The organism is Sorangium sp. So ce327, from assembly GCF_051530205.1.
Classification (GTDB): domain Bacteria; phylum Myxococcota_A; class Polyangia; order Polyangiales; family Polyangiaceae; genus Sorangium; species Sorangium cellulosum_B.
This window is the reverse complement of the sequence record NZ_CP150330.1, coordinates 4,733,459-4,753,661: the sequence shown is the minus strand read 5'-3', so window position 1 is coordinate 4,753,661 and position 20,203 is coordinate 4,733,459. Positions and strand designations below refer to the sequence as shown.

The following is a 20,203-nucleotide window of genomic DNA, read 5'->3' as shown; positions in this document are numbered from 1 at the left end:
CCGTGACGGATCGAGCGCAGCGAGTGACCGAGTTCTACGAGTTCCTGTGGCCCTTCCTCGCGGAGATCGCGGAGGGCGACGCCGCGGCGTGGCTCGACGCCGACCCGGGGGGCCGGCCCTACAGCGAGTACCTGCCGGAGATCCCGGAGCGCCAGGGGGTCGGAAAGGGCGACACCCTGCTCGATCTGGGCTGCGGCAAGGGCCGGCTCACCGTCGAGTTCGTCAAGAAGCTGGGCTGTCGCGTGATCGCCGTCGACCCGCTGGAGCAGAACATCACCCTGGCCGCGGAGCGGTTTCGCAACGAAGGCGTACAGGACTCTGTCACGCTGCTGCGCGGGGCGGCCGAGGCCATCCCGCTGCCGGACGCGTCGGTCGATTTCATCTGGTGTCGCGACGTCTTCAACCATATCGACGATATCGAGCAATCCGCCGCCGAGTGCGCCCGCGTGCTGCGGCCCGGCAAGCGGATGATGAACTACAGCGTGCTCGCCACGCCGAACCTGGAACCCGGGGAGATCCCGCGGTTCGCCGAGCCGCTCGGGCTGAACGTCGACACCCTCTCCGAGGACCGCATGATGAGCGCCTTCAAACGCGCGGGCCTCCGGGTGGTCGAGTACGGGACCACCAACATCGAGACGTCCCCCTACTACGAGGCCCTCGGCGAGGACGGCGGGCGCGATGCCATGCGCCTCGCGCGCGCGCTGCGCGCCCGCTCGCGCACCATCGCCCGGCTCGGGGAGCGCAACTACGCCTGCCTCCTCGGCTATTACTACTGGAACCTCAACCTGTTGATCGACAAGCTGACCTACGGCGTGTGGATCCTCGAACGAGAGCAGCCGTGAGCGAGAACCGAGACGGCATCTTCCGCGTGGTGAAGAACCACGAGGAGCAATACTCCCTCTGGCCCGCGGACCGGAGCCTGCCGCTCGGGTGGAGCGAGGCGGGCAAGACGGGAAGCTGGGCCGAGTGCTGTGCCCACATCGATGCGGTGTGGACCGACATGCGCCCGCTGAGCCTTCGCAAGCGCATGGAAGCAGCGCAAGGTGCGGGGCTGCCTGCCGTGGAGGATGTCGATCCGGCCCTGCTGGGAGAGGATCTGGTCACCCGCCTGTGCCGCGGGGACCATCCGGTGGTGGTGCTGCCGCCCTCGGGCGCGACGCTCGACGACGTGCTCCGGCGCGAGTTCGTGCGGATCCGGTTCGTGGGCACGGAGGGGCCTACGGAGCTCGGCGTGCGCCTCGCGCGCGAGGCGTCCACGCCGCCGGCTTCCGGCCTCGCCCGGACCCACCTCGAGGGGGCGTTGACGCTCGACGGGGTGCGGGTCCGCTGCACGGTGGACGTCGACGCGATGAGCCTGGAAGGACGGGGGCGCCTCTCGCGCCTCGACGAGGGCTGAGCCGTGCTGGAGAGCGGCGCCGGAGGGGATCTGCAGGTCGCCGACGTCCTGTTCCCTGAGCAAGAGCTCGCGGCGCTCGTCCTGCCATCGCGTCCAGGCGAACGCCTCACCGAGATGGCGATGCACCGGCGTGACGCCGTGGAGGCCGCGCTCACGCGCTACGGCGCGGTGCTCTTCCGGGGCTTCGCCCTCGCCGGCGCGGCGGACTTCCAGGCGTTCATGACCGCGGTCGCGGGCAACGTGCTCCCGTATGTCGAGCGATCGTCGCCCCGGCGGCAGGTGGAGGACCGGGTGTACACCTCCACCGAGCACCCCGCCGAAGAGGCCATCTTCCTCCACAACGAGCAGTCGTACAACGCGATCTTCCCGCAGAAGATCGCGTTCTTCTGCGTGAAGAGCGCCGCCGCCGGGGGGGAGACGCCGATCGCGAGCTGCCGGCGCGTCTTCGATCGGATCCCGCGCTCCCTGCGCGACGCGCTGCTGACCCGCCGCTACCGCTACGTGCGTACCTACCACAAGAACGTCGGCGTCTCGTGGGAGACGGCTTTTCAAACCACCCACCGGGGCGAGGTGGAGGCGTACTGCCGCGCCAACGACATCGGGCTCGAGTGGCTCGATCGCGGCCGGCTGCGCACCTGGCAGGTGCGCGACGTGGCTCTCCGGCACCCGCGAAGCGGCGACGCGACGTGGATGAACCACCTCACCTTCTTCCACCCATCGACGCTGCGGCCCGAGGTCCGCGCGTTCCTGGCGCAGCTCTGCGGCGCCGACGGCCTGCCGAGCCAGACCCATTACGGCGACGGCGAGCCCTTCGAGCCCGACGTGCTCGCCACGCTGCGCGAGGCGTACGCGGCGGAGACGTGCGCCTTCCCGTGGCGCGAGGGGGACGTGCTGCTGCTCGACAACAGCCTGACCGCCCACGGACGCTCGCCGTTCCGGGGTCCGCGGGTAGTGTGGACGGCGATGGGTCAGCCGTGCCGCTGGGCCGACGTCGCGTTGCCGTCGAGCGGATCCGGCGCCGCCTGAGTCAGAGGAGCCCATCCTGGCGCATCGCGCCCACGCCCGCTTCCAGGGCGCTCGCCACCCGATCGAGATCCGCGTCGGAGTGCGCGGTGGAGACGAAGCACGTGCCGCCTTCCCACACGTAGACGCCCTGCTCGATGAGGTGGCCGAGGAGCAGCTCCGCGTGGGCCGCTGCGCCCTGGAACGCGAAGTTGAAGAACGATCCGAACGAGGCCACCCGGAGCGGCGCCCGAAGCTCGGTGAGGATCGCGTCGAGGCGCCGGGTGAAGTCGCGGGCGCGCCGGTTGAGGTTCTCCTGGAGGGCGGGCCCCTGGGCGGACAGCTCGTCGAGCACGGCGCGAGCCGCGGCCATGGCGAGGGGATGCTGGCAGAACGTGCCGTCGTAGAAGGCCCGGAGCGCCGCACCGTCGATGGCCGCCAGCAGATCCGCCCGGCCGCCCACGACGCCGATGGGCAGCCCTCCGCCCAGCACTTTTCCATAGGTCACGAGATCGGCCTCGACGCCGAGCCAGGCCTGAGCCCCGCCGGGGTGAATTCGAAACCCTGTGATCATCTCGTCGAAGATCAGCGGCACTCCGGCCTGCCGGGTGACCGTTCGAAGATCCTGGAGCAGGGCCTTCGGCACGAGATCGGGACGGCGGCTCTGGATGGGCTCCACCAGCACGGCCGCGAGCTCGTGAGCGCGCTCGCGCACGGCGTTCACCGACGCGGGGCTCGCGTAATCGAGCACGATGGCGTCCTCGATCATGCGCGGAGGGATTCCCGGCACGGCCGGCAGGGTGATCGATCTGTCCCCCGAGAGTCCGCTCCGCGCGAGCAGGCCGTCGTAGCTGCCGTGGTAGGAGCCCGCGAAGAGCGCCACCTTGTCCCGCCCGGTGACGGCCCGCGCGACCCGCAGCGCGAGCATGACCGCCTCCGTGCCGGTGTTGCAGAACGCCACGCGCTCGACGCCGGTCATGGCGGAGATCCGCTCCGCCACCTCGCCCGCCGATCGCACGTCGGGAGCGCAGTTCATGCCGGAGACGAGCTGCCTGTCCAGCGCGTCGCGCAGGAACCGGGGCGCGTGGCCGAACAGGTTGACCCCGAACCCCATGGTCAGATCGACGTACTCGTTGCCGTCGACGTCCCAGAGCCTCGACCCTTCGGCCCGCCTCGCGACGAGGGGATAACAGAGCTTCTTCCAGGCCGACCGGAAGCGCACCATCGACCGGTTGTCCGCGTGCGTCGAACGATGGCTCTCCGCGAGCCGCCTCGACGCGCCGGTCCGCGCGGTCAAGCGGGCGATCAGCGACTCCACGTGTTCCGCGACGCGCGACTCCTTCGCTCGCCTCGAGCCCTCGGCCGGCGGAGGCTCGGGGTCCGGACGCAGCCAGTGGCGCTCGCGCCGAAGCGGATGGATGGGCAGCTCCACGCGCAGGCGCTTCTCCCCGTCGTAGTAGCGGTGCACGAGGACGGGGACGCCCTCCATCCACAGCTTCACCAGGCCGTCGAGCAGCGGCGAATCGTCCGGTGCTCCGCCGGCGCCGGCGCTGGCCAACGACGGGAGCCAGCTATCGACTCCGGAGCCCGCAGGACGGTCGGCAGCTCCCGCGCAGACCACCAGCCAGGATCGATGGGCCTGCGGCGGCGGAAGATCGGGGCTCGGGCCTTCCACGCTCCCATCGGCTGAGGCGGCCCGCCGGAGGCCTTCCTCGAGCGAAACCTCGCCCCGGACGACCGCGGCGACGATCTCCCCGACGCCGCTCCCGGCGACCTGGTCGGGCTGGAGGCCGCAGTCCAACCAGAGCTGACCGAGCGCCCACGCGAGGGCGAAGGACGCCGCCCGGTCGCGGGCCGCGCCGTCGACCCCGCGCGCGGGACAAGGCGCCGCGCCGGGAGCAAACCCCGGCAGCGCGATGCCGAGCTCGGACGCGAGGAGCTCCGCGCAGGCGGTGAGGTGCGCGTGAAGCGGATCGCAGCGCCGATCGAAGAGGCGCGCGATCCGCGCTGCGGCCGCGGCGTCGCCCGGAAAGAAGAGCAGCACCGGGCCGGGCGATCCGGAGACGCGGACGGACGGCCCGCCGCGAGGCTCACGCAGCGCCGCGACGGCCTCCGCGGACGTCCTGCACAACACCGCCCGGCGATGCGCGTGCGCCGTGCGACCGACGCTCAACGAGAACGCCGCGTCGGCGACGTCGACCTCGGGGTGGGCCTCCAGGAAGCCGGCCATGTCGGCGCAGAGCGCGCGCAGGGCGGCCTCGGACTTGGCCGACAGGATCAGCGCGTGACGCTGCCGCGACGACGCCTCGCTGCGCAGAGGATCCGTCCACTCCTCCACGATGACGTGGGCGTTGGTCCCGCCGATCCCGAACGAGCTGACGCCCGCGCGGCGGGGCCCCTCCGCCGTCCACGGGCGCAGCCGGTCGTTCACGAAGAAGGGCGACGATTCGAGGGGGATCTCCGGGTTCGGCCGCTCGAAGTGCAAGCTCGGCGGGATCATCCGATGGCGCAGGGCCAGCACCGTCTTGATGAGCCCCGCGACGCCGGCCGCCGCGTTGAGGTGCCCGATGTTCGTCTTGACCGAGCCGAGCGCACAGAAGCCCGTGCGGCTCGTCTTGCGCCGATAGGCCTGCGTCAGCGCCTCCACCTCGATGGGATCGCCGAGCCGGGTCCCCGTGCCGTGGGCCTCGACGTGCGAGATGCTATCGGGCTCGACCCTCGCCACGCTCATGGCCTCCGCGACGACGCGGGCCTGCGCACGAACGCTGGGCGCCGTGTAACCGACCTTGTCGGATCCATCGTTGTTGACCGCCGTCCCACGGATGATCGCCAATACCTGGTTGCCCGCGGCGAGGGCGTCGGCGAGGCGCGCCAAGAGGACGATTCCGACGCCGTTGCCCCCGACGGTCCCGCCTGCCCGATGGTCGAAGGCGCGGCAGTGCCCGTCGGGAGAGACGATGCCGGGTTGGTAGAGGTATCCGGCCTTGAGAGGCACCGTGATCGACACGCCCCCCGCCAGGGCCAGATCGCACTCGCCCGCGAGCAGCGCCTGGCAGGCCAGGTGCACCGCCACGAGCGACGCCGAGCACGCGGTCTGCACGGTGATGCTCGGGCCGACCAGGTTGAGCTTGTAGGAGACGCGCGTGGTCAGGTAATCCTTGTCGCTCGCCAAGAGGGCCTGAAACGTGCCTGATCCGGCGCCGATGCGGTGGTAGTGGGGCAGGAGGTTGTGCACCAGATAGCTGTTGAAGTCGGCGGCCGCATAGACGCCCACCACCTCGTCCCGCCCCTCGGCGCCGTGGCCCGTGCGATCGAGCAGCTCCCAGGCGTGCTCCAGGAAAATCCGGTGTTGCGGGTCGAGCAGCTCGGCCTCGCGCGGGGTGAGGCCGAAGAACTCCGCGTCGAACAGATCGGCGCCCTCCAGCGCGCCCGCGGCGGGCACGTAGCCGGGCGCGTCCACCAGGTGGGGCGGGACGCCCGCGGCGATCAGCTCCTCGCGCTGGAAGAACGAGATCGATTCCACGCCGTCGCGCAGGTTCTCCCAGAACTGCGCGGCGTCGCGCGCGCCCGGCAGGCGGCAGCTCATGCCCACCACGGCGATGAGGTTCTTATCGTCCGCGGCCGTCATCTGCCTCGCTTTCGACGGGCCTCACCGAGCGAGAAGCCCTCTCGCCCGGCTTCGCGGAGGCGCCGCGCGTCCGCCTGCTGATCGCGCAGCGCCCGCCGGGCCTCGGCGTCCGCGGGCTCCCGGCGGCGGGCCGGCGAGGCGCCGGGGCTCCGTTGAGCCAGGAGCTCGGCGAGGCCCGCGATGGTGGGGCACTGGAACAGATCGACGATGGCCAGCCGGACGCCCAGCGTCTCGACGATGCGCGCGTGGGCGCGCGCGATGCGCAGCGAATCTCCGCCGCGATCGAAGAAGTTGTCGTTCCGGCCGACGGCATCCACCCCGAGCACCTCGCGCCAGATGGACGCCAGGGCCGCCTCGACCTCGCTCCGCGGCGGCGCGAAGGCGGCCGCGCTCTCTGCGTCGAGGGCCGGCGAGGGCAGCTTTCGCCGATCGATCTTGCCGTTCGGATCGAGCGGCAGCTCGGGCACGAAGAGGTGATGGCGGGGGCGCATGAAGTGAGGCAATCGATCGGCCACGTGCGCGCGGAGCTCCGCCACGGACACGGTGGATCCGGGACGGGCGACGACGTACGCGACGAGGAAAGGGTCCCGTCCCTCAGGTTGGAGCGCGACCACGAAGGCCGCCTCGACGCCAGGGTGCTCGCTCAGCGCGACCTCGATCTCGGCGGGCTCGACGCGAACGCCCCGGAGCTTGATCTGCCGGTCGGTCCTGCCCAGGAAGACGATGGTGCCGTCGGTCCGGTATCGGGCCGAGTCCCCCGTGTGGTAGAGGCGCGCGCCCGGCTCGCCGGAGAGCGGATCGGGCAAGAAGCGAGCGGCGGTCGCCGCGGGGGCGCGGAGATAGCCGCGGCCGACGCACGCGCCGCCGATCAGCAGATCGCCCGGGGCCCCGATCGGCGCCGGCGCCATGAGCCCGTCGACCAGGTAGATGCGGGTGTTGAAGATCGGCCGCCCGATGGGCGCCGACGCCGGCCACGCGTCGGGCGGGCCCTCCATCCAGCACGACGTGACGACGTCGCACTCGGCGGGGCCGTAGTAGTTGCCGAGCCGCGCGCGCGGATGGTCCTGGAGGAAGCGCCTCATCTCGGCGGTGATGCGCAGCTCCTCCCCGGTGGACGCGAGCTCCCGCAGGTGCGGGAGGCGGAGCCCGTGGAGCTGGGCCGCCTGCGTGAGGTGATTGGCCATCGCGTACGTCATGACCGCGCGCTCGACGGCCAGATCCGCCATGGCCTCGCCGAGCGCGCGAGGGTCGGCGCGCACGTCGTCCGGGATCGTGACGAGGGTCCCGCCCTGGCAGAGCGTGCCGAACACCTCGAGGTACGCGATGTCGAAGCTGGGCGAGGCGAGCTGGATCGTGCGGAGGGGGCCGCGCGTGGGGCTCGCCTCGTGGTGCCACGCGATCTCGTTGGCAAGCGACGCGTACGTCATGGCGATGCCCTTGGGGCGCCCCGTCGTCCCCGAGGTGTACACGACGTAGGCGAGCCCCTCGGGGCGGCTGAGGTCGCGCGGGTTGGTCGCGCCGTCCGCGGAGGACGAGCCGTCGTCTCGAAGGGACAGGACCGGGCAAGAGGCCCATGGAAGGTCGGGCAAGCCCGGCTGCGCGAGCAGCACGGCGGGCGCGGCGTCCTTCAGGATGTGCTGCACGCGCTCGCGCGGGTAGGTCGGATCGATCACCAGAAAGGCGGCGCCGCGCTTGACGATCGCGAGCAGCGCCATCGCGGCCCACCACGACCGCTCTACGTGTACGCCCACGATGACCTCGGGCCCCACGTCGAGCGCCGCGAGGCGCCTCGCCAGCCGGTTGGCACGGCGATTCAGCTCCCGGTAGGTCAGGCACTCGTCCCGGCCCGCGACGGCGACGGCGTCGGGACGCCGGCGCACCTCGGCCTCGAACATCTGCTGAAGGCTCGCCCGCAGCGCAGGCTCGGAGCGCGTGTCGTTCCACACGGACAGCGCGCGGACGCGCTCCGCCTCGGAGAGCAGCGGCAGCGACCGGACGTCCCGATCGGGCGTGCTCGCGGCCGCCGAGAGCAGCGCCGCGAAGCTCGCGATCATGCGGTCGATGGTGCCCTCGTCGAAGAGATCGAGGCGATATTCCATCGCGCCGTGGAGGCCGTCCTCGGCCTGCTGGACGGTCAGCGTGAGATCGAACTTGGACGTGCCCGTGTCCAGCTCCTCGACGGCGGCGGTGAGCCCCGGCAGATCGAGGGGCGGCAGCGGCCGATCGTGGAACACGAACGCCATCTGGAACAGCGGGGGATGGCTCGGATCGCGGTCGGGGCGCATGGCGTCGACGACCTTCTCGAACGGAGCGTCCTGGTGCGCGTACGCGTCGAGCGCGCCGCTGCGGACCCGCCGGAGGACCTCGCGGAAGGACGGATTGTGCGAGAGATCCGTGCGCAGGACCATGGAGCTCGCGAAGAAGCCGATCAGGCCTTCGAGCTCTGGGCGGGGGCGGCTCGCGATGGGGAACCCGACCACCAGATCGGTCCCGGCGCCGTAGCGGTGGAGCAACGACTTGAAGGCCGCGAGCAGCACCATGAAGAGCGACGCGCCCTCCTGCTCACCGAGCGCGGCGAGCGCCGCGGCGACGGCAGGGGAGAGACGAAACCGGCGCGTGGCGCCGTCGTGCCTCATCACCGGGGGACGGGGCCGATCGGTGGGCAGCCCGATGAGCGGCGGCGCGCCCGCGAGCACTCTCGTCCAGTAGGCCAGCGCGCCGTCGAAGCGGCCCTGTTCGAACGCCTCGCGCTGCTCCACGGCGTAGTCGGCGTACTGCAGGGGAAGCTCGGGCAGCCCGGGAGGCTCGCCCCGCGCGATCTGGCGGTAGAACGCGGCGAGATCGGCGGTCAGGACACCCACCGACCACCCGTCGCAGAGGATGTGATGGATGGTCACGAGCAGCTCTTGCCGGCGGTCCTCCAGCAGGAAGAGCGTCGTGCGCCACAGGGGACCTGCCTCCAGATCGAACGGGCGGCGGGCCCGCTCGCGCTGCGCCTCGGCCAGGGCGCGGCGTGCGTCCTCGGGGGGCCGATCGCGGTAATCGACGATCTCGAAGGGCACCTCGATGGAGGGCGCGATGACCTGCGCCGGCCGGGTGCCATCGAACGAGAAGGTGGTGCGCAGGATGGCGTGCCGCTCCGCGACCAGGCCCAGGGCCCGGCGCAGCGTGGGGATCGGGAGATCGCCCTCCAGCGACACGACGGCCGCGGCCACGTAGAAGGGGCTCTCGGGATCGAACCGCGAGAGGAACCACAGGCGCTCCTGTCCGAGCGAGAGCGGCGAATACCCCGTCCTGGGGACGTGCCGGCGCGGGGGCGGCGCAGCCTCGGCCGGCGCGCTCCGCGCCTCGAGCGCTCGCTCGATGATCCCGGCCTGCGCCCCCAGCGTGGGCCCATCGAAGATGTCGCGGACCGAGATCTCCACGCCCCAGGTCTGCCTCACCCGCGAGGCGAGCTGCGTCGCCGCCAGGGAGTGCCCTCCGAGCCGGAAGAAGTCGTCGTGGACCGAGACGTCGCCGACGCCGAGGACCGAAGCCCACAGCGCGGCCAGCGCGCGCTCCACGGCGGTGCGAGGAGCGGGGCTCTCCCCGGCGCGATCGGGGAGCGATGGAGAGGGCAGCGCGAGATAATCCACCTTCTCGCTCTCCAGCATGGGGAGGGCGTCCAGGAGCACGAAGCGCGCGGGCACCATGAAGTCGGGGAGCTGCTCCGCGAGGCGGCGCCGTAGCGACGCTTCTGCGCGCGCCCCGCGGCGCGCCGGCGCTGGCACGGACGCAGAATCGAAGAGGCGCTCGTAAAAGGGAGATCCCCGATAGGCACTCTCGTAGGGCTGGCAGGCGTGGTGGAACTCGACCGGAGCCTCGCGCCGCCGCAGGAGCTGGCCCCGCAGCTGGTAGTCGCGCAAGAGCCCGTCGGCCGCGGTGCGGCCGGAGCAAACGGCGGTGATCCGATCTCCCGCCTTCACCCGGACACCCGGGTAAAAGGCGGGAAAGAACGTGGGCATCCAGCAGTGCTGATGATGGAGGGTGTCGAGCGCCTCGCCCTCCATGGTCGCGACCGACAGCCAGAGGACGAAACCGTCGATGCGCCCGTCCTCGGTGACGGTCATGTCGATGGATCGCTCGTACGAGGCGCCGATCGGACCGCGAAAATCCAGGTCTTCGAACACCGCCGGCGTCGACGCCACGAGCGAGGGCGGATAGCCGCGGACGCCCACCGGCACGTCGAAGCGGCGGCCCACCCGCCGGAAGATCGCCTCCACGTACGGTCGAGCCAGCGCCCCGAAGCGTGGCTCTTCGTGCAGATCGTCGGGGAGCCTGGCGGCGGCGATGAAGGTCGTGCAGCGCTCCGGAATCATCGCGGCGCCCGGGCGCAACAGCCGGCGCGCGTCGTCGAGCAGCGCGGCCGCGCCCTCGCAGCCGCCGATGCCGCCGAGCAGCTCCGACACGCAGACATCGGCGGGCTCGGGCAGCGTGACCTCGCGCGAGTCCCCGTGGATCACGTGGATGCGATCCCCGAAGCCCAGCGACGCGACCAGGTCACGTGCCGCGCGGTAGGCCGCGTCGAGGGTCTCGATCGCGTAGACGCGGCGGGCCCCGGCCTCGACGCACATCAGCGCGAGCACCGCGTCCTTTCCCGTGCCCACGTCGACCACCACCTTGCCCGGCACGTGTCGCCGGATGGCCGCCGCGTAGCGGCGGTTCCGCTCCACGTCGTTGGTCATGGCCTGGTAGACGAGCTCATCGTAGACGAGGTACTCGCCGAGCGAGGGCCACAATTCCGCAGGAGGTTCCTTAGCCTTGGGGGCGCCCCGCAGCGCGACATGAGCGACGATCTGCCCGGCAAAAGGGGCCTCGCACGCGAGGGTGACCGCGGCCGCGGCGACCTCCGGAAGCGCGCGCAGGCGCGCCTCCACCTCGTCGAGCTCGACGCGGTGGCCTCGCACCTTGACCTGCCGGTCCGCGCGGCCGAAGAACTCGATGGCTCCCCCCTCGGCCCAGCGGCCTCGGTCCCCCGACCGGTACATACGCCCGCCGTCGTCCCAGACGCTCGGCACGAAGCGACACGCCGTGAGACCGGGCTGGTTGCGATAACCGCGCGAGACGGGCGATCCCGCGATGTGGATCTCGCCGGCCACGCCCGGAGGGACGATCTCGTCGTCCGCGTCGAGCACGAGGACGCGGGCGTTCGGCCTCGGGGCGCCGAGCAGCGAGACCTCGTCGTCGCGCGCGCCGTCGAAGCGGTGGGTCAGGACGATCGGGCTCGTCTCCGAGGGGCTGTAGCCGTTGAGGATGATCCCCGTCCGCGCGATCAGCCGGCGGCATTCGCGGACCAGCTCGATGGAGATGGCCTCGCCTCCCACCGAGAGCGTGGCGAGATCGGCGAGCGGTGCCTCCCCCGAGCCAGCGAGGTAGGCGCAGAGCTCTCGCAGGAGACTGGGCACCTCATCCACGCACTGGATCTGCTGGTCTCGCAGGTAGGCGACGTAACGGGGGATCTCCAGGCGAAAGCGGGGATCGACCACCAGAACCGTGCCGCCCGCGGCGAGAGGGGGAAAGAGCTGGAGGATGGTTCCGTCGTACGCCACTGAGGTGCCGAGCAGGCACCGGACCCCTTCCCTGTGACCGTATTCGCCCGCGGCCCAGCGCGTGAAGCTGGAGAACGCGCCGTGCTCCACCATGGTGGCCTTGGGCGAGCCGGTGCTGCCTGACGAGTAGATGAGATAGGCCAATTGGGCTGGATCGACGTCGGTGCCCGCGAGCGGCGGCGCGTCCGCGCCGAGGCGGTCGTCGAGCGCGAGCACCCGGCCGCCGAAGCGCGGCGGCGAGGTGCCGGGGGGAATCACGAGGAAGGCGGCGCCGCTGTCGCGGAGCAGAAGCTCCAGCCGATCGGCGGGGAGCCGCGGATCCAGGAGCGTGAAGGCGGCCCCGGCCTGGAGGACACCGAGCGTGGAGACCGCGAGCGAGGTCGTGTACGAAGCGAAGATCGCCACCACGTCCTCCGGCCCCGCGCCGGCCTGCACCAGCGCGCGCGCCAGCCGGCTGCTCCTCGCGGCCAGCGCCCGATAGCTCAGGTGTCCGTCCTCGCCCACGACCGCGATCACGTCCGGCCGCAGGCGGGCCCTGTCGCCGAAGAGCTGGTGGACCGCGCGGAAGGGAGGCTCCACGGCCGAGCGGTTGTAGACGGTCCGGATGCGCGCCTCCTCTTCGGGACCGAACCACCGCAATTGCCCGATCGGGGTGCGTGGGCGCCGCAGGCCGTCGGCCAGCACGTGGAGGACGCGGGCCACGAACGCCTCGGCCTCGAACGGGCGGAGCGACGACCCGTGGCTGCCTCGCAGCGCGGCGGAGCCACCGGCGATCGCCGGGTGGAGGTCCAGATCGAAGGCGTCGACGAAGGGGCTCTCCGAGCGGCCCAGCGCGATCCGGAAGCAGTCCGGATCGAGGGCCTCGCCTCGCTCGCGGAGGCGGCCGATCAGGGCCTCGAAGGGCAGCTCTCGATGCGCCATGGCCTCGAGAAAGTCCTGCTCGACCCCCTGCACCAGCTCTTCGAACGGCGTGTTGGGATCCATCGAGCGCTGCAGGAGCAGCAGATCGGCGGCCGGCCCCGCGGCGAGCTCGTCAAAGCCGGCCAGGCCGATCGTGGCGGAGTCCCCATCAGCGGAGCGCCGCCCCGTGGCCAGCAGCGCGCTTGCGAGGAGCACCAAGAGCCCGAGCTCCGAGCCCTGGCAGGCCTTCTGCGCAGCTTCGAAGAGATCCGGAGGGATCGCGATCGCGAACGCCCTCCGGGGCGCCTTGGGAGCATGGCGAGGATCGACGGCGGCTCCTCGCCGGATCACCGGCGCGAGCTTGCGAAGCCAGTGATGCTCCAGGAGCTTGAGCCGAACGGGGTCGGCGCTCATGGCAGCTCGACCTGCTTCTTGCAGTAGAGCCGCTCGGCCACGAGGCCCCTGCGCCTGCACGCCTCGACGAGCCGATTCGACTCGACGATGGGGCGGGACTCGGCGCCCTGTTCGAGGCTCATGAGATAGTAGAGCCACGGCTCCTGCCCCATGGCGTAGACGTACACGTGGGAAGGCTCGAAGCGGGCCACGAGATCGAGCGCGCGCGCGCAGTCGGATCCACGAAAGCGGCGCGACTCGCGGTGCTCGGCCAGAAGGGGCGTGGTCAGCACCGGACCGTACAGCGAGGTGAGCGGCGATCCCTCGCACTCCATGCCCAGGAACATGGCGTCGACCGGCCCCACGTGGGCGCGCACGGACGCATAGACCCGGGGCTCGACGTTGTCCGAATCGGCCATGAACAGCACCTTGCGACCCCCGCCTTCCACGAGGTACGCGGCCTTGCTCCGGATGGCGAGGTCGCCGTGCTCTCCCATGAAGGGAAGCGCCGTGATGGCCCCGCCCGCGCACTCCAGCCGGTCGAGATCGTCGACCTCGACGATGTCACGGAAACCGGCGGCCCGCAGCAACAGGCGCAGCGAAGGATCCTCTAGGCGGCCCCCGCCGCTCTTGGGGACCACCACGCGCCGCACCTTGTGCCTGAGCTCGATCAGCGTCTCGAGGTGCAGGTGGTCCTCGTGGCCGTGGGTGATCACCACGTCGTAAAGGACCTCCGGGAGATCCTCGAAGGAGAAGTACGGCTCCCGGCTCTCGTAGCGATGATTGATGAGCGGGTCGACCAGCGCATTTCCCCCGGCCCATTCGAGCAGGACGCAGGCGTGGCCGAAGTAGCGGGCGCGGATCCCGGGGCCCGCGTAGGCCTCCACGGGGCGAGGGGCGGTGTCCGTGAGGAGCGCGGAGAACCGCTCCCGCGCGCCCGCGTCGAGGCCGAGGCGCTCGGCCATCTCCTCGGGCCGGCGCGGGGCTCGCCGCATCGCGAACAGCTCGTCGACGAAGGGCGCGTCGAACGGCAGGGAGAGCTCCACGACGCCCTCGCCGGGGAGGCGCGGCGTGCTGAGCGCCGGCGGCCGCCGGTGGCCGGAGACGATCGACAGCGACATCCCCTGCCCGGCCCGGGGGTAGAGCGGGCTCTTGTACAGGAGGGCTTCGAGGAAACGCATCGACGGATGGTTCTCCCGGTCATACACGAGCTCGACGTAGCCGCGGAGCGCGGAGGGCACGCGCTCGTACACGCGGTCCAGGCTGCCTCCCCGCGCCTCGGCGCCGAGGATGTGCTCGAGCTCCGTGATGCCGGAGGCGAGCTCCAGCAGCGGGGCCTGCTCGGCCAGCGTCCTATCCAGGAGGGCTCGAACGGCGTCGGTCTGGATCGTGTCGAAGGCCACCACGGGCGCGCCGAGATCGAGCTTCCCGCGGGCCGCCTCGGCGTGCGCGTTCGGGTCGGCGAGGTACGAGCGCAAGAGCGGCAGATGCGCGTTCGCCAGGTACAGCGCGGCCGAGGGCGGGAACAGGAGGTAAGACCAGGCGTACCAGCGGTCGACCAGTGGCTCGGCGCGCACGTCCGCGCGGAGGAACGACGAGCGAGCGGCGCGGCTCATCGCCTCCGGAGCCACCCTTCCATGCGCGACATGGCCTCGGAGAATGAGGCCGGCGGAATGCCGAACCCGATGCGGAAGTGCCCCGGCACGTCGAACACCTCCCCCGGGAGCACGAACACCCCCGTGCGCTCGACCAACCCGCTACTGAAGGCCTCAGTGGTCATCCCGGGGGCGCTCAACCGGGGGAAGGCCACCACGCCGGCCTCGGGCGGGATCCAGGACAAGAGATCGGGATTGTCGTCGACCAGCTCGCCGAAGCGCGCGACGTTGGCGCGAATCCAATCCCGGTAGCGAGCCACGATGGGCCTCCAGTGCGCCAGGATCGTCGTCGCCAGGAAATCGCTCATCGGAGACAGCGTGTGCGTGGTGTAGTCGCGGAAATCGCGGCACCGATCCAGCAGCTCGGCGGGGCCCAGGATCCAGCCGACCCGCAGCCCGACGCAGCCGCAGCACTTGATCATGGATCCCACCGCAACCACGCGGTCGGAGGCACCGTAGAGGGAGGGGATGGGATCGTCCCCCGCGTAGGGCAAGAAGCGATAGTGCTCATCCACCAGCACCTCGGCGCCGTGCGCTTCGGCCAGGCGCAGGATGGCGTCGAGTTCCCGGGGCGTGTAGCGCACGCCGGTGGGGTTGTGCGGATTGTTGACCACGATGGTCTGCGTCCGATCGTCGACGAGGCGCGCGAGGGCGTCGAGGTCGGGCCGGAAATGATCGTCCGCGCGGAGAGGCAGGGTGCGGACCTCGTAGCCGAGGTAGCGCGGGACCTCGTACAGCGTCTGGAAGGCGGGCACCGGCACCACCACGTTGGCCCCGGGCCGGTGGCGGATCTGGAAGTAAATGAACAGCGCCTCGCTGGTCCCGGTGGTGACCAGGACCGACGCCGGATCGACCCCCGCGTAGGTGGCGGCGACCTGCTGCCGCAGCTCGAGTGATCCCCGGGTGTCGCCGTTCCGGAGGCTTGTGCGGAGCAGCCTCCGGGGATCTTCACCCGTGGCGGCGAAGATGTCCTCCACGGTCTGGTCGAGCACGCCGCTCTCGCCGAGGTTGTACGGCACGTCCTGGTACTGGATGAGCCAGGGCTCCATCTGGTGGGTCGGGATCTTCACGGCGGCTCCGCGGCGGCTCTGGCGGGGGAGAGCGCGACGAGGTGATCGAAGATGCGCTGCACCTGCTCCTCGAGATCGCCTAGGGCTGCCACAGTCGCGATCTCCGCGAGCCAGTCGGCGCGGCACGCGCAGCCGAGGGATCCGAACGACGAGGCGTCGAAGCGGTGATTGTAGGCCTCGATGGCCCGCACCACGGCGGGGGTACACTCCCGGCAGTTGGCGGCGTGGGCCAGGGAAGGCACGCTGTAGTTGGGAGGGCTGATGTAGACGGGCGTAGTGAGCCCGAGGGTCCGGCTCCGCTCGACCACGGCGATCACCGACCAGAGCCGCGGAGGCTGGTAGAGGCCGTGCCGGTAGAGATCCTGGACCAGGGTGTGCGCCTCGACGGTGGCCATCTCGAGGTCCACCCGCGGCAGACCGAGGCCCTCCAGGAACTGCAGCGTGCTCACCACGTCCTCGATGGCCTGCGCCTCGGTCAAGAAAGGCGGTTTGACCATGACCAGCGGGACGAGTTGCGCACCGAGGCTCTTGACGAGTGCCGACTTCTGCTCGAACTGGCGCAGGCTGAAGCTCTTGTTCACGCACAGATCCCGCACGTCGGCGTTGGCGGACTCAAAGCCCACCGCGATCTCGATCTGCTTCGGCGCCGCAGCGTCGACCAGCTCGCGCACCAGATCCTCGCGCAGGTCGGACACCTTGGCCTCGATGACGACGCGCCGGACGGTGGGGAGCTCGGCGATGCGCCGCACGATCGTCGTCACAGCGCCCCTGCCGATCTCGGCCTCGTCAATCAAGCTCCCGTCGTTGTAGAGGCAGACGATGGGATAGCGGGCTATGCGCGCCCCCTCCGCGTCGACGGCGGCCTCCACCTGCTTTCGATACTGCTCGTCGGTCACCCGCTCGCCGAAGCGCGTGGCGTCCCAGAATCCGCAGAAGGTACACCCGCCGCCCTGGCTGACCCACGCGCACCCGGTGCCCCGCAGGAACAGCACCAGACGGTCCACGCACTCCCCGTCGAGGTGGCCCTTGCGCGGATCGGTGAAGAGGAGCCGGTCGAAGTCGTCCGGGCGCAGCTCCGCGGCCCGCGCGCGGCGGGCGTCGTCGCGCAGGCCCCGCATGTACTGCTGGATGCCGCGGCGAAGGCGCGCGCGGGAGGGCCGGGCGAGAGAGACCAGCTCCGTCACAGCCGAATCTCCAGCGAGGGCAGCGAGGAGAAGCTCTTCTCCTCGGGCAGCGTCAGGTCGCACGCGGAGAGGGGCCGCTCCGGATGGGCCGTCACCCCGGCCAGCGACAACAGATACTTCGCGTGCAGGATCCGGAGCGTCGTCACGTCGTAGAGCTCCGTGCTGCCCTCCAGATCACACCAGATCTCGCCGTCCGTCTCCATCATCGACAGGCACAGATCGGCCATGGAATAGCGCGTGACGTGCGGCAAAAGGGTGGTCCTCACCGCGGGCAGGGACAGCTCGTCCCCGGTGTGCCGTAGGAAGCTGAACATCACGCGGGAGCTGTCGTGGGAGGGTATATCGCGATCCGGTGGGGCGTCCTGCGAGTGTCGATGGGCGGCGAGGACCACGTCGCGGACGCGCTCGATCAGATCGAAGAAGGTGGGATCGCCCGTGACGTCGATGGCGAGGGAGAGCGTGCTCACCAGGACGCCCACCAGATCCTGAAGCTCGGGGCGGCCGCGATTGGAGAACGGACAGGCGATGGTGAACCGCGGCGATCCCGTGTAGCGATGAACGAACACGGCGAACGAGGCCAGGCCTGCGATCGCGGGTGTGGCGCGAGCCGCCCGCGCCGCGGCGCGGAGCGCGTTCGAGACGGACGGACGGAGCACGGCGGACTGGCTCGCGCCGACGAACGTTCGCGTGCGGGGGCGCGCGCGATCGGCAGGGAAGATCGGCGAAGGGGGGAGCGTGGCCGCGCTGGCCCGCACGGACCGCGCGCCCGCCCACACCTCTCGCTGCCATCGCGCGAAGTCGACGGGACCGAACGCAGGAGCGGGGAGATGCGGGGCCTCGCCGCGCGCGAGGGCGCGATAGAGGGCGGAGAGATCTCTCAACAGAACGCGCAGCGCCTCGTGATCGCAGATGATGTGGTGGAGGGCGAGCTGGAGCCTGTAGATACCTGCGGACAGCGCGGCGAGGGTGACCCGGAAGAGAGGGCCTCGCGACAGGTCGAAGGGACGTCGCGCCTCGGCGTCGAAAAGCGCCGAGCACGCAGCCTCAGCGTCGGGTCCGCGGCCGGTGAGATCCACCGTGTTCAGCGGAGAATAGGCCTCCTCCGCGATCACCTGGACGGCCTGGCCGCCCCGCTCGGGAAAGGCGGCGCGAAGGGCGGCGTGGCGCGCCACCAAGGCCTGCAAGGCGGCATCGAGAACATTTGCATCGACGGGACCTTCCAGGCGCGCAGCCACCGTCACGACGTATAGCCCGGTGCCCGGCGCGATCCGTTCGAGGAGCCACATGGCCTCCTGTCCGAACGCGAGAGGCCCGCTCTGGGCCGTGCCGCCGGACGCGATCGGCGCGGTGGGCGCGACCTCGCCCGCGGCGGGTTCACTGATTTTCGCGGCGAGCTCCGCGATGGTCGGATGCTCGAAGAGGTCCGTGGTGGATAGCTGGACGTGAGAGACGCCCTGGAGGCGCGCGACGATCCGGAGGGCGTGCACCGAGTCACCCCCGAGGTCGAAGAAGCTCTGTCGGACTCCGACGCTGTCCCTCCCGAGCACCTCGGCCCATATCACCGACAACAGCTCTTCCATCGAGGTGCGCGGTGGGGAGTCGCCGAGCCCCATTTCCGGGTCGGAGGCCCGCCAGGCATGGAGGGCGTCGAACGAGCCCGCGAGGTAGGTCTCGCGACAGAGCCTCCTCCGCACCTTGCCGCTGGTGGTGGTCGGGATGGCCCCGGGCCGGACCAGGAGCACGGCGCGGACGGGGATCTCGTGTACCTCGGCCACCCGGCGGCGGATGGCGAACGCGGCCGCCCGGAGATCGCCGGAAGCGTGGGAGCGAGCCTCCTGGACGATCACGAGGCCGCCGCCCTCGTCCGGCTCGGCGTCGAAGGCGGCGCTGCCGCGGCAGAGCGCAGGATGGCATGCGCTCGCCGTCTCCTCGATATCGGAGGGGTGGAGGTTTTTGCCATGGAGAATGATCAAGTCCTTGAGCCGGCCCGCGATGAAGATTTCCCCGTCGAGGGAGAACCCGAGATCGCCGGTGCGCAGGAAAGTATCGTCGGATCCGCCCGCGAGCCGGGCCTTAAAGGTCTCGCGGGTGTCGTCCTCGCGATTCCAGTACCCCGCGGACACGCTGGAGCCGCGGACCCATATCTCGCCCACGGCATCCGGCGGTGAAAGAGCACGAGTCTGTGGATCGACGAAGCACACCTGCTCTCCTGGGAGCGCGCGGCCCGACGCGATCAGGGTCCTCGCACCGGGCTGCGTGGGCGCACTCTCGATGATCCGGCCCTGGGCCAGCGCCTCCCGCTGGAAGGCACGAGGGGCGCCGGGGGCGCCACCGGAGACGATCAGGGTGGCCTCGGCGAGGCCAAAGCAGGGGCGAAACGCGTCGAAGCGGAAGCCCGCGGCGGCGAAGTGACGAGCGAACCGCGCCAGGGTGGCCGCGTGTACGGGCTCGGAGCCGTTGAACGCGACGCTCCAGGCGGAGAGGTCGAGCTCGCGTGGAGGACCGGCGGGGAAGGCCTCGACCGAGAGGTCGAACGCGAAGTTGGGCCCGCCGCTCGTGGTGGCCCGGAAGCGCGCGATGCCCTCGAGCCAGCGCTGGGGCCTCTGGACGAAGCGCACGGGATCCATGAAGACGCAGCGCGCCCCGAGATACAGCGGGTGGAGCAGGTTCCCGATGAGGCCCATGTCGTGATAGAGCGGCAGCCATCCGAACACCACGGGATGCTCCGGTGTGCCAAAGGCATGCTGGATCATGCGCTGGTTGTGGATCAGGTTCCCGTGAGTCAACCGCACGCCGCGCGGGTCTCCGGTGGAGCCCGAGGTGTACTGCAACAGGGCCAGCGCATCCGGATCGCTCGGAGGCTCCCGCCAGGAGGCGGGTGAATCGCCGCGCTCCTCCGGAGCGATCCAGGAGAAGGGCGTGGCCTGTCCTGTCTCAAGGAAGAGCTGCTCGACGCGGGCGCGCAGCGTCGCGGGCGCGATCGCGAACGCAGGCCGGGCATCCGATACAATGGCGAGCAACCGTGGGAGGGTGTTGCGGCCGCTCGGCGGACAGGCGGGCACCGCGACAGCCCCGGCGTAGAAGCAGGCGAACAACCCCCGCACGTAATCCAGGCCCGAGGGGCAGAGCAGGATCACGCGCTGTCCCGTCGCGCCGAGCGCCTGGAGCCTGGCGCCAAGGACGCGGGCCGCGCGATCGAGCTCCGCCCAGGTGCATGTGTCCTCGCCGGTCTCGCCGTCGAGGAGAAACGTGTACGCGGGGGCATCGGGGGCGAGGGCCGCGCGGGTGCGCAGCAGATCGACGACGGTGGCTCCCTCGGAGGCGCGCGCGGGCTCGGAAGGCGGCGGGGGGCGGCTTCGCGGGGCGGACATGATGGGCGTCAGGAGC

General features: G+C 71.1%; 9 protein-coding genes. 3 read left to right on the top strand and 6 right to left on the bottom strand.

All coding sequences use genetic code 11. The features are described 5' to 3' along the window. Positions 1–2 precede the first annotated feature (2 nt). Genes WME95_RS17800 through WME95_RS17790 form a run of 3 tightly spaced genes read left to right on the top strand, consistent with a single transcriptional unit; the run spans position 3 to position 2,422 of the window. Positions 3–842 (top strand): class I SAM-dependent methyltransferase, encoded by an 840-nt coding sequence (locus WME95_RS17800; RefSeq protein ID WP_437909552.1) that lies wholly within the window; start codon positions 3–5, stop codon positions 840–842. Continuing rightward, entirely contained in the window at positions 839–1,396 is a 558-nt protein-coding gene (locus WME95_RS17795; protein ID WP_437909551.1) for an MbtH family protein, read from the top strand. Before WME95_RS17800 ends, WME95_RS17795 begins: the two co-directional genes overlap by 4 nt. A gap of 3 nt (positions 1,397–1,399) precedes the next feature. Further along, complete coding sequence (locus tag WME95_RS17790) at positions 1,400–2,422, top strand: TauD/TfdA family dioxygenase (protein ID WP_437909550.1); 1,023 nt, start codon at positions 1,400–1,402, stop codon at positions 2,420–2,422. 1 nt (position 2,423) lies between these two features. Here WME95_RS17790 and WME95_RS17785 read toward each other — a convergent pair whose 3' ends face one another. From WME95_RS17785 to WME95_RS17760, 6 genes are read right to left on the bottom strand one after another with little or no spacing between them, the layout of a single operon-like run. After that, the gene (locus tag WME95_RS17785; protein ID WP_437909549.1) at positions 2,424–6,026 is read right to left on the bottom strand and encodes a type I polyketide synthase; all 3,603 of its coding nucleotides are present in this window, start codon (positions 6,024–6,026) and stop codon (positions 2,424–2,426) included. Then, complete coding sequence (locus tag WME95_RS17780) at positions 6,023–12,928, bottom strand: amino acid adenylation domain-containing protein (RefSeq protein ID WP_437909548.1); 6,906 nt, start codon at positions 12,926–12,928, stop codon at positions 6,023–6,025. Before WME95_RS17780 ends, WME95_RS17785 begins: the two co-directional genes overlap by 4 nt. Continuing rightward, complete coding sequence (locus WME95_RS17775) at positions 12,925–14,523, bottom strand: MBL fold metallo-hydrolase (protein ID WP_437909547.1); 1,599 nt, start codon at positions 14,521–14,523, stop codon at positions 12,925–12,927. The genes WME95_RS17780 and WME95_RS17775 overlap by 4 nt, the downstream gene beginning before the upstream one ends. After that, positions 14,520–15,632 carry an aminotransferase class I/II-fold pyridoxal phosphate-dependent enzyme gene (locus tag WME95_RS17770; RefSeq protein WP_437909546.1) on the bottom strand — a complete coding sequence of 371 codons (1,113 nt, stop codon included), beginning with the start codon at positions 15,630–15,632 and terminating at the stop codon, positions 14,520–14,522. The genes WME95_RS17775 and WME95_RS17770 overlap by 4 nt, the downstream gene beginning before the upstream one ends. Next, positions 15,629–16,816, bottom strand: a complete 1,188-nt coding sequence (locus WME95_RS17765) for a radical SAM protein (protein WP_437909545.1) — start codon at positions 16,814–16,816, stop codon at positions 15,629–15,631. The genes WME95_RS17770 and WME95_RS17765 overlap by 4 nt, the downstream gene beginning before the upstream one ends. Continuing rightward, positions 16,813–20,187 carry an AMP-binding protein gene (locus WME95_RS17760; RefSeq protein ID WP_437909544.1) on the bottom strand — a complete coding sequence of 1,125 codons (3,375 nt, stop codon included), beginning with the start codon at positions 20,185–20,187 and terminating at the stop codon, positions 16,813–16,815. The genes WME95_RS17765 and WME95_RS17760 overlap by 4 nt, the downstream gene beginning before the upstream one ends. Positions 20,188–20,203 lie beyond the last annotated feature (16 nt).

Bases quoted from the DNA above. Each gene is read 5' to 3' on its own strand.
- WME95_RS17785 (WP_437909549.1), bottom strand. From the start codon at position 6,026: ATGACGGCCGCGGACGATAAGAACCTCATCGCCGTGGTGGGCATGAGC.
- WME95_RS17780 (WP_437909548.1), bottom strand. From the start codon at position 12,928: ATGAGCGCCGACCCCGTTCGGCTCAAGCTCCTGGAGCATCACTGGCTT.
- WME95_RS17760 (WP_437909544.1), bottom strand. From the start codon at position 20,187: ATGTCCGCCCCGCGAAGCCGCCCCCCGCCGCCTTCCGAGCCCGCGCGC.
- WME95_RS17775 (WP_437909547.1), bottom strand. From the start codon at position 14,523: ATGAGCCGCGCCGCTCGCTCGTCGTTCCTCCGCGCGGACGTGCGCGCC.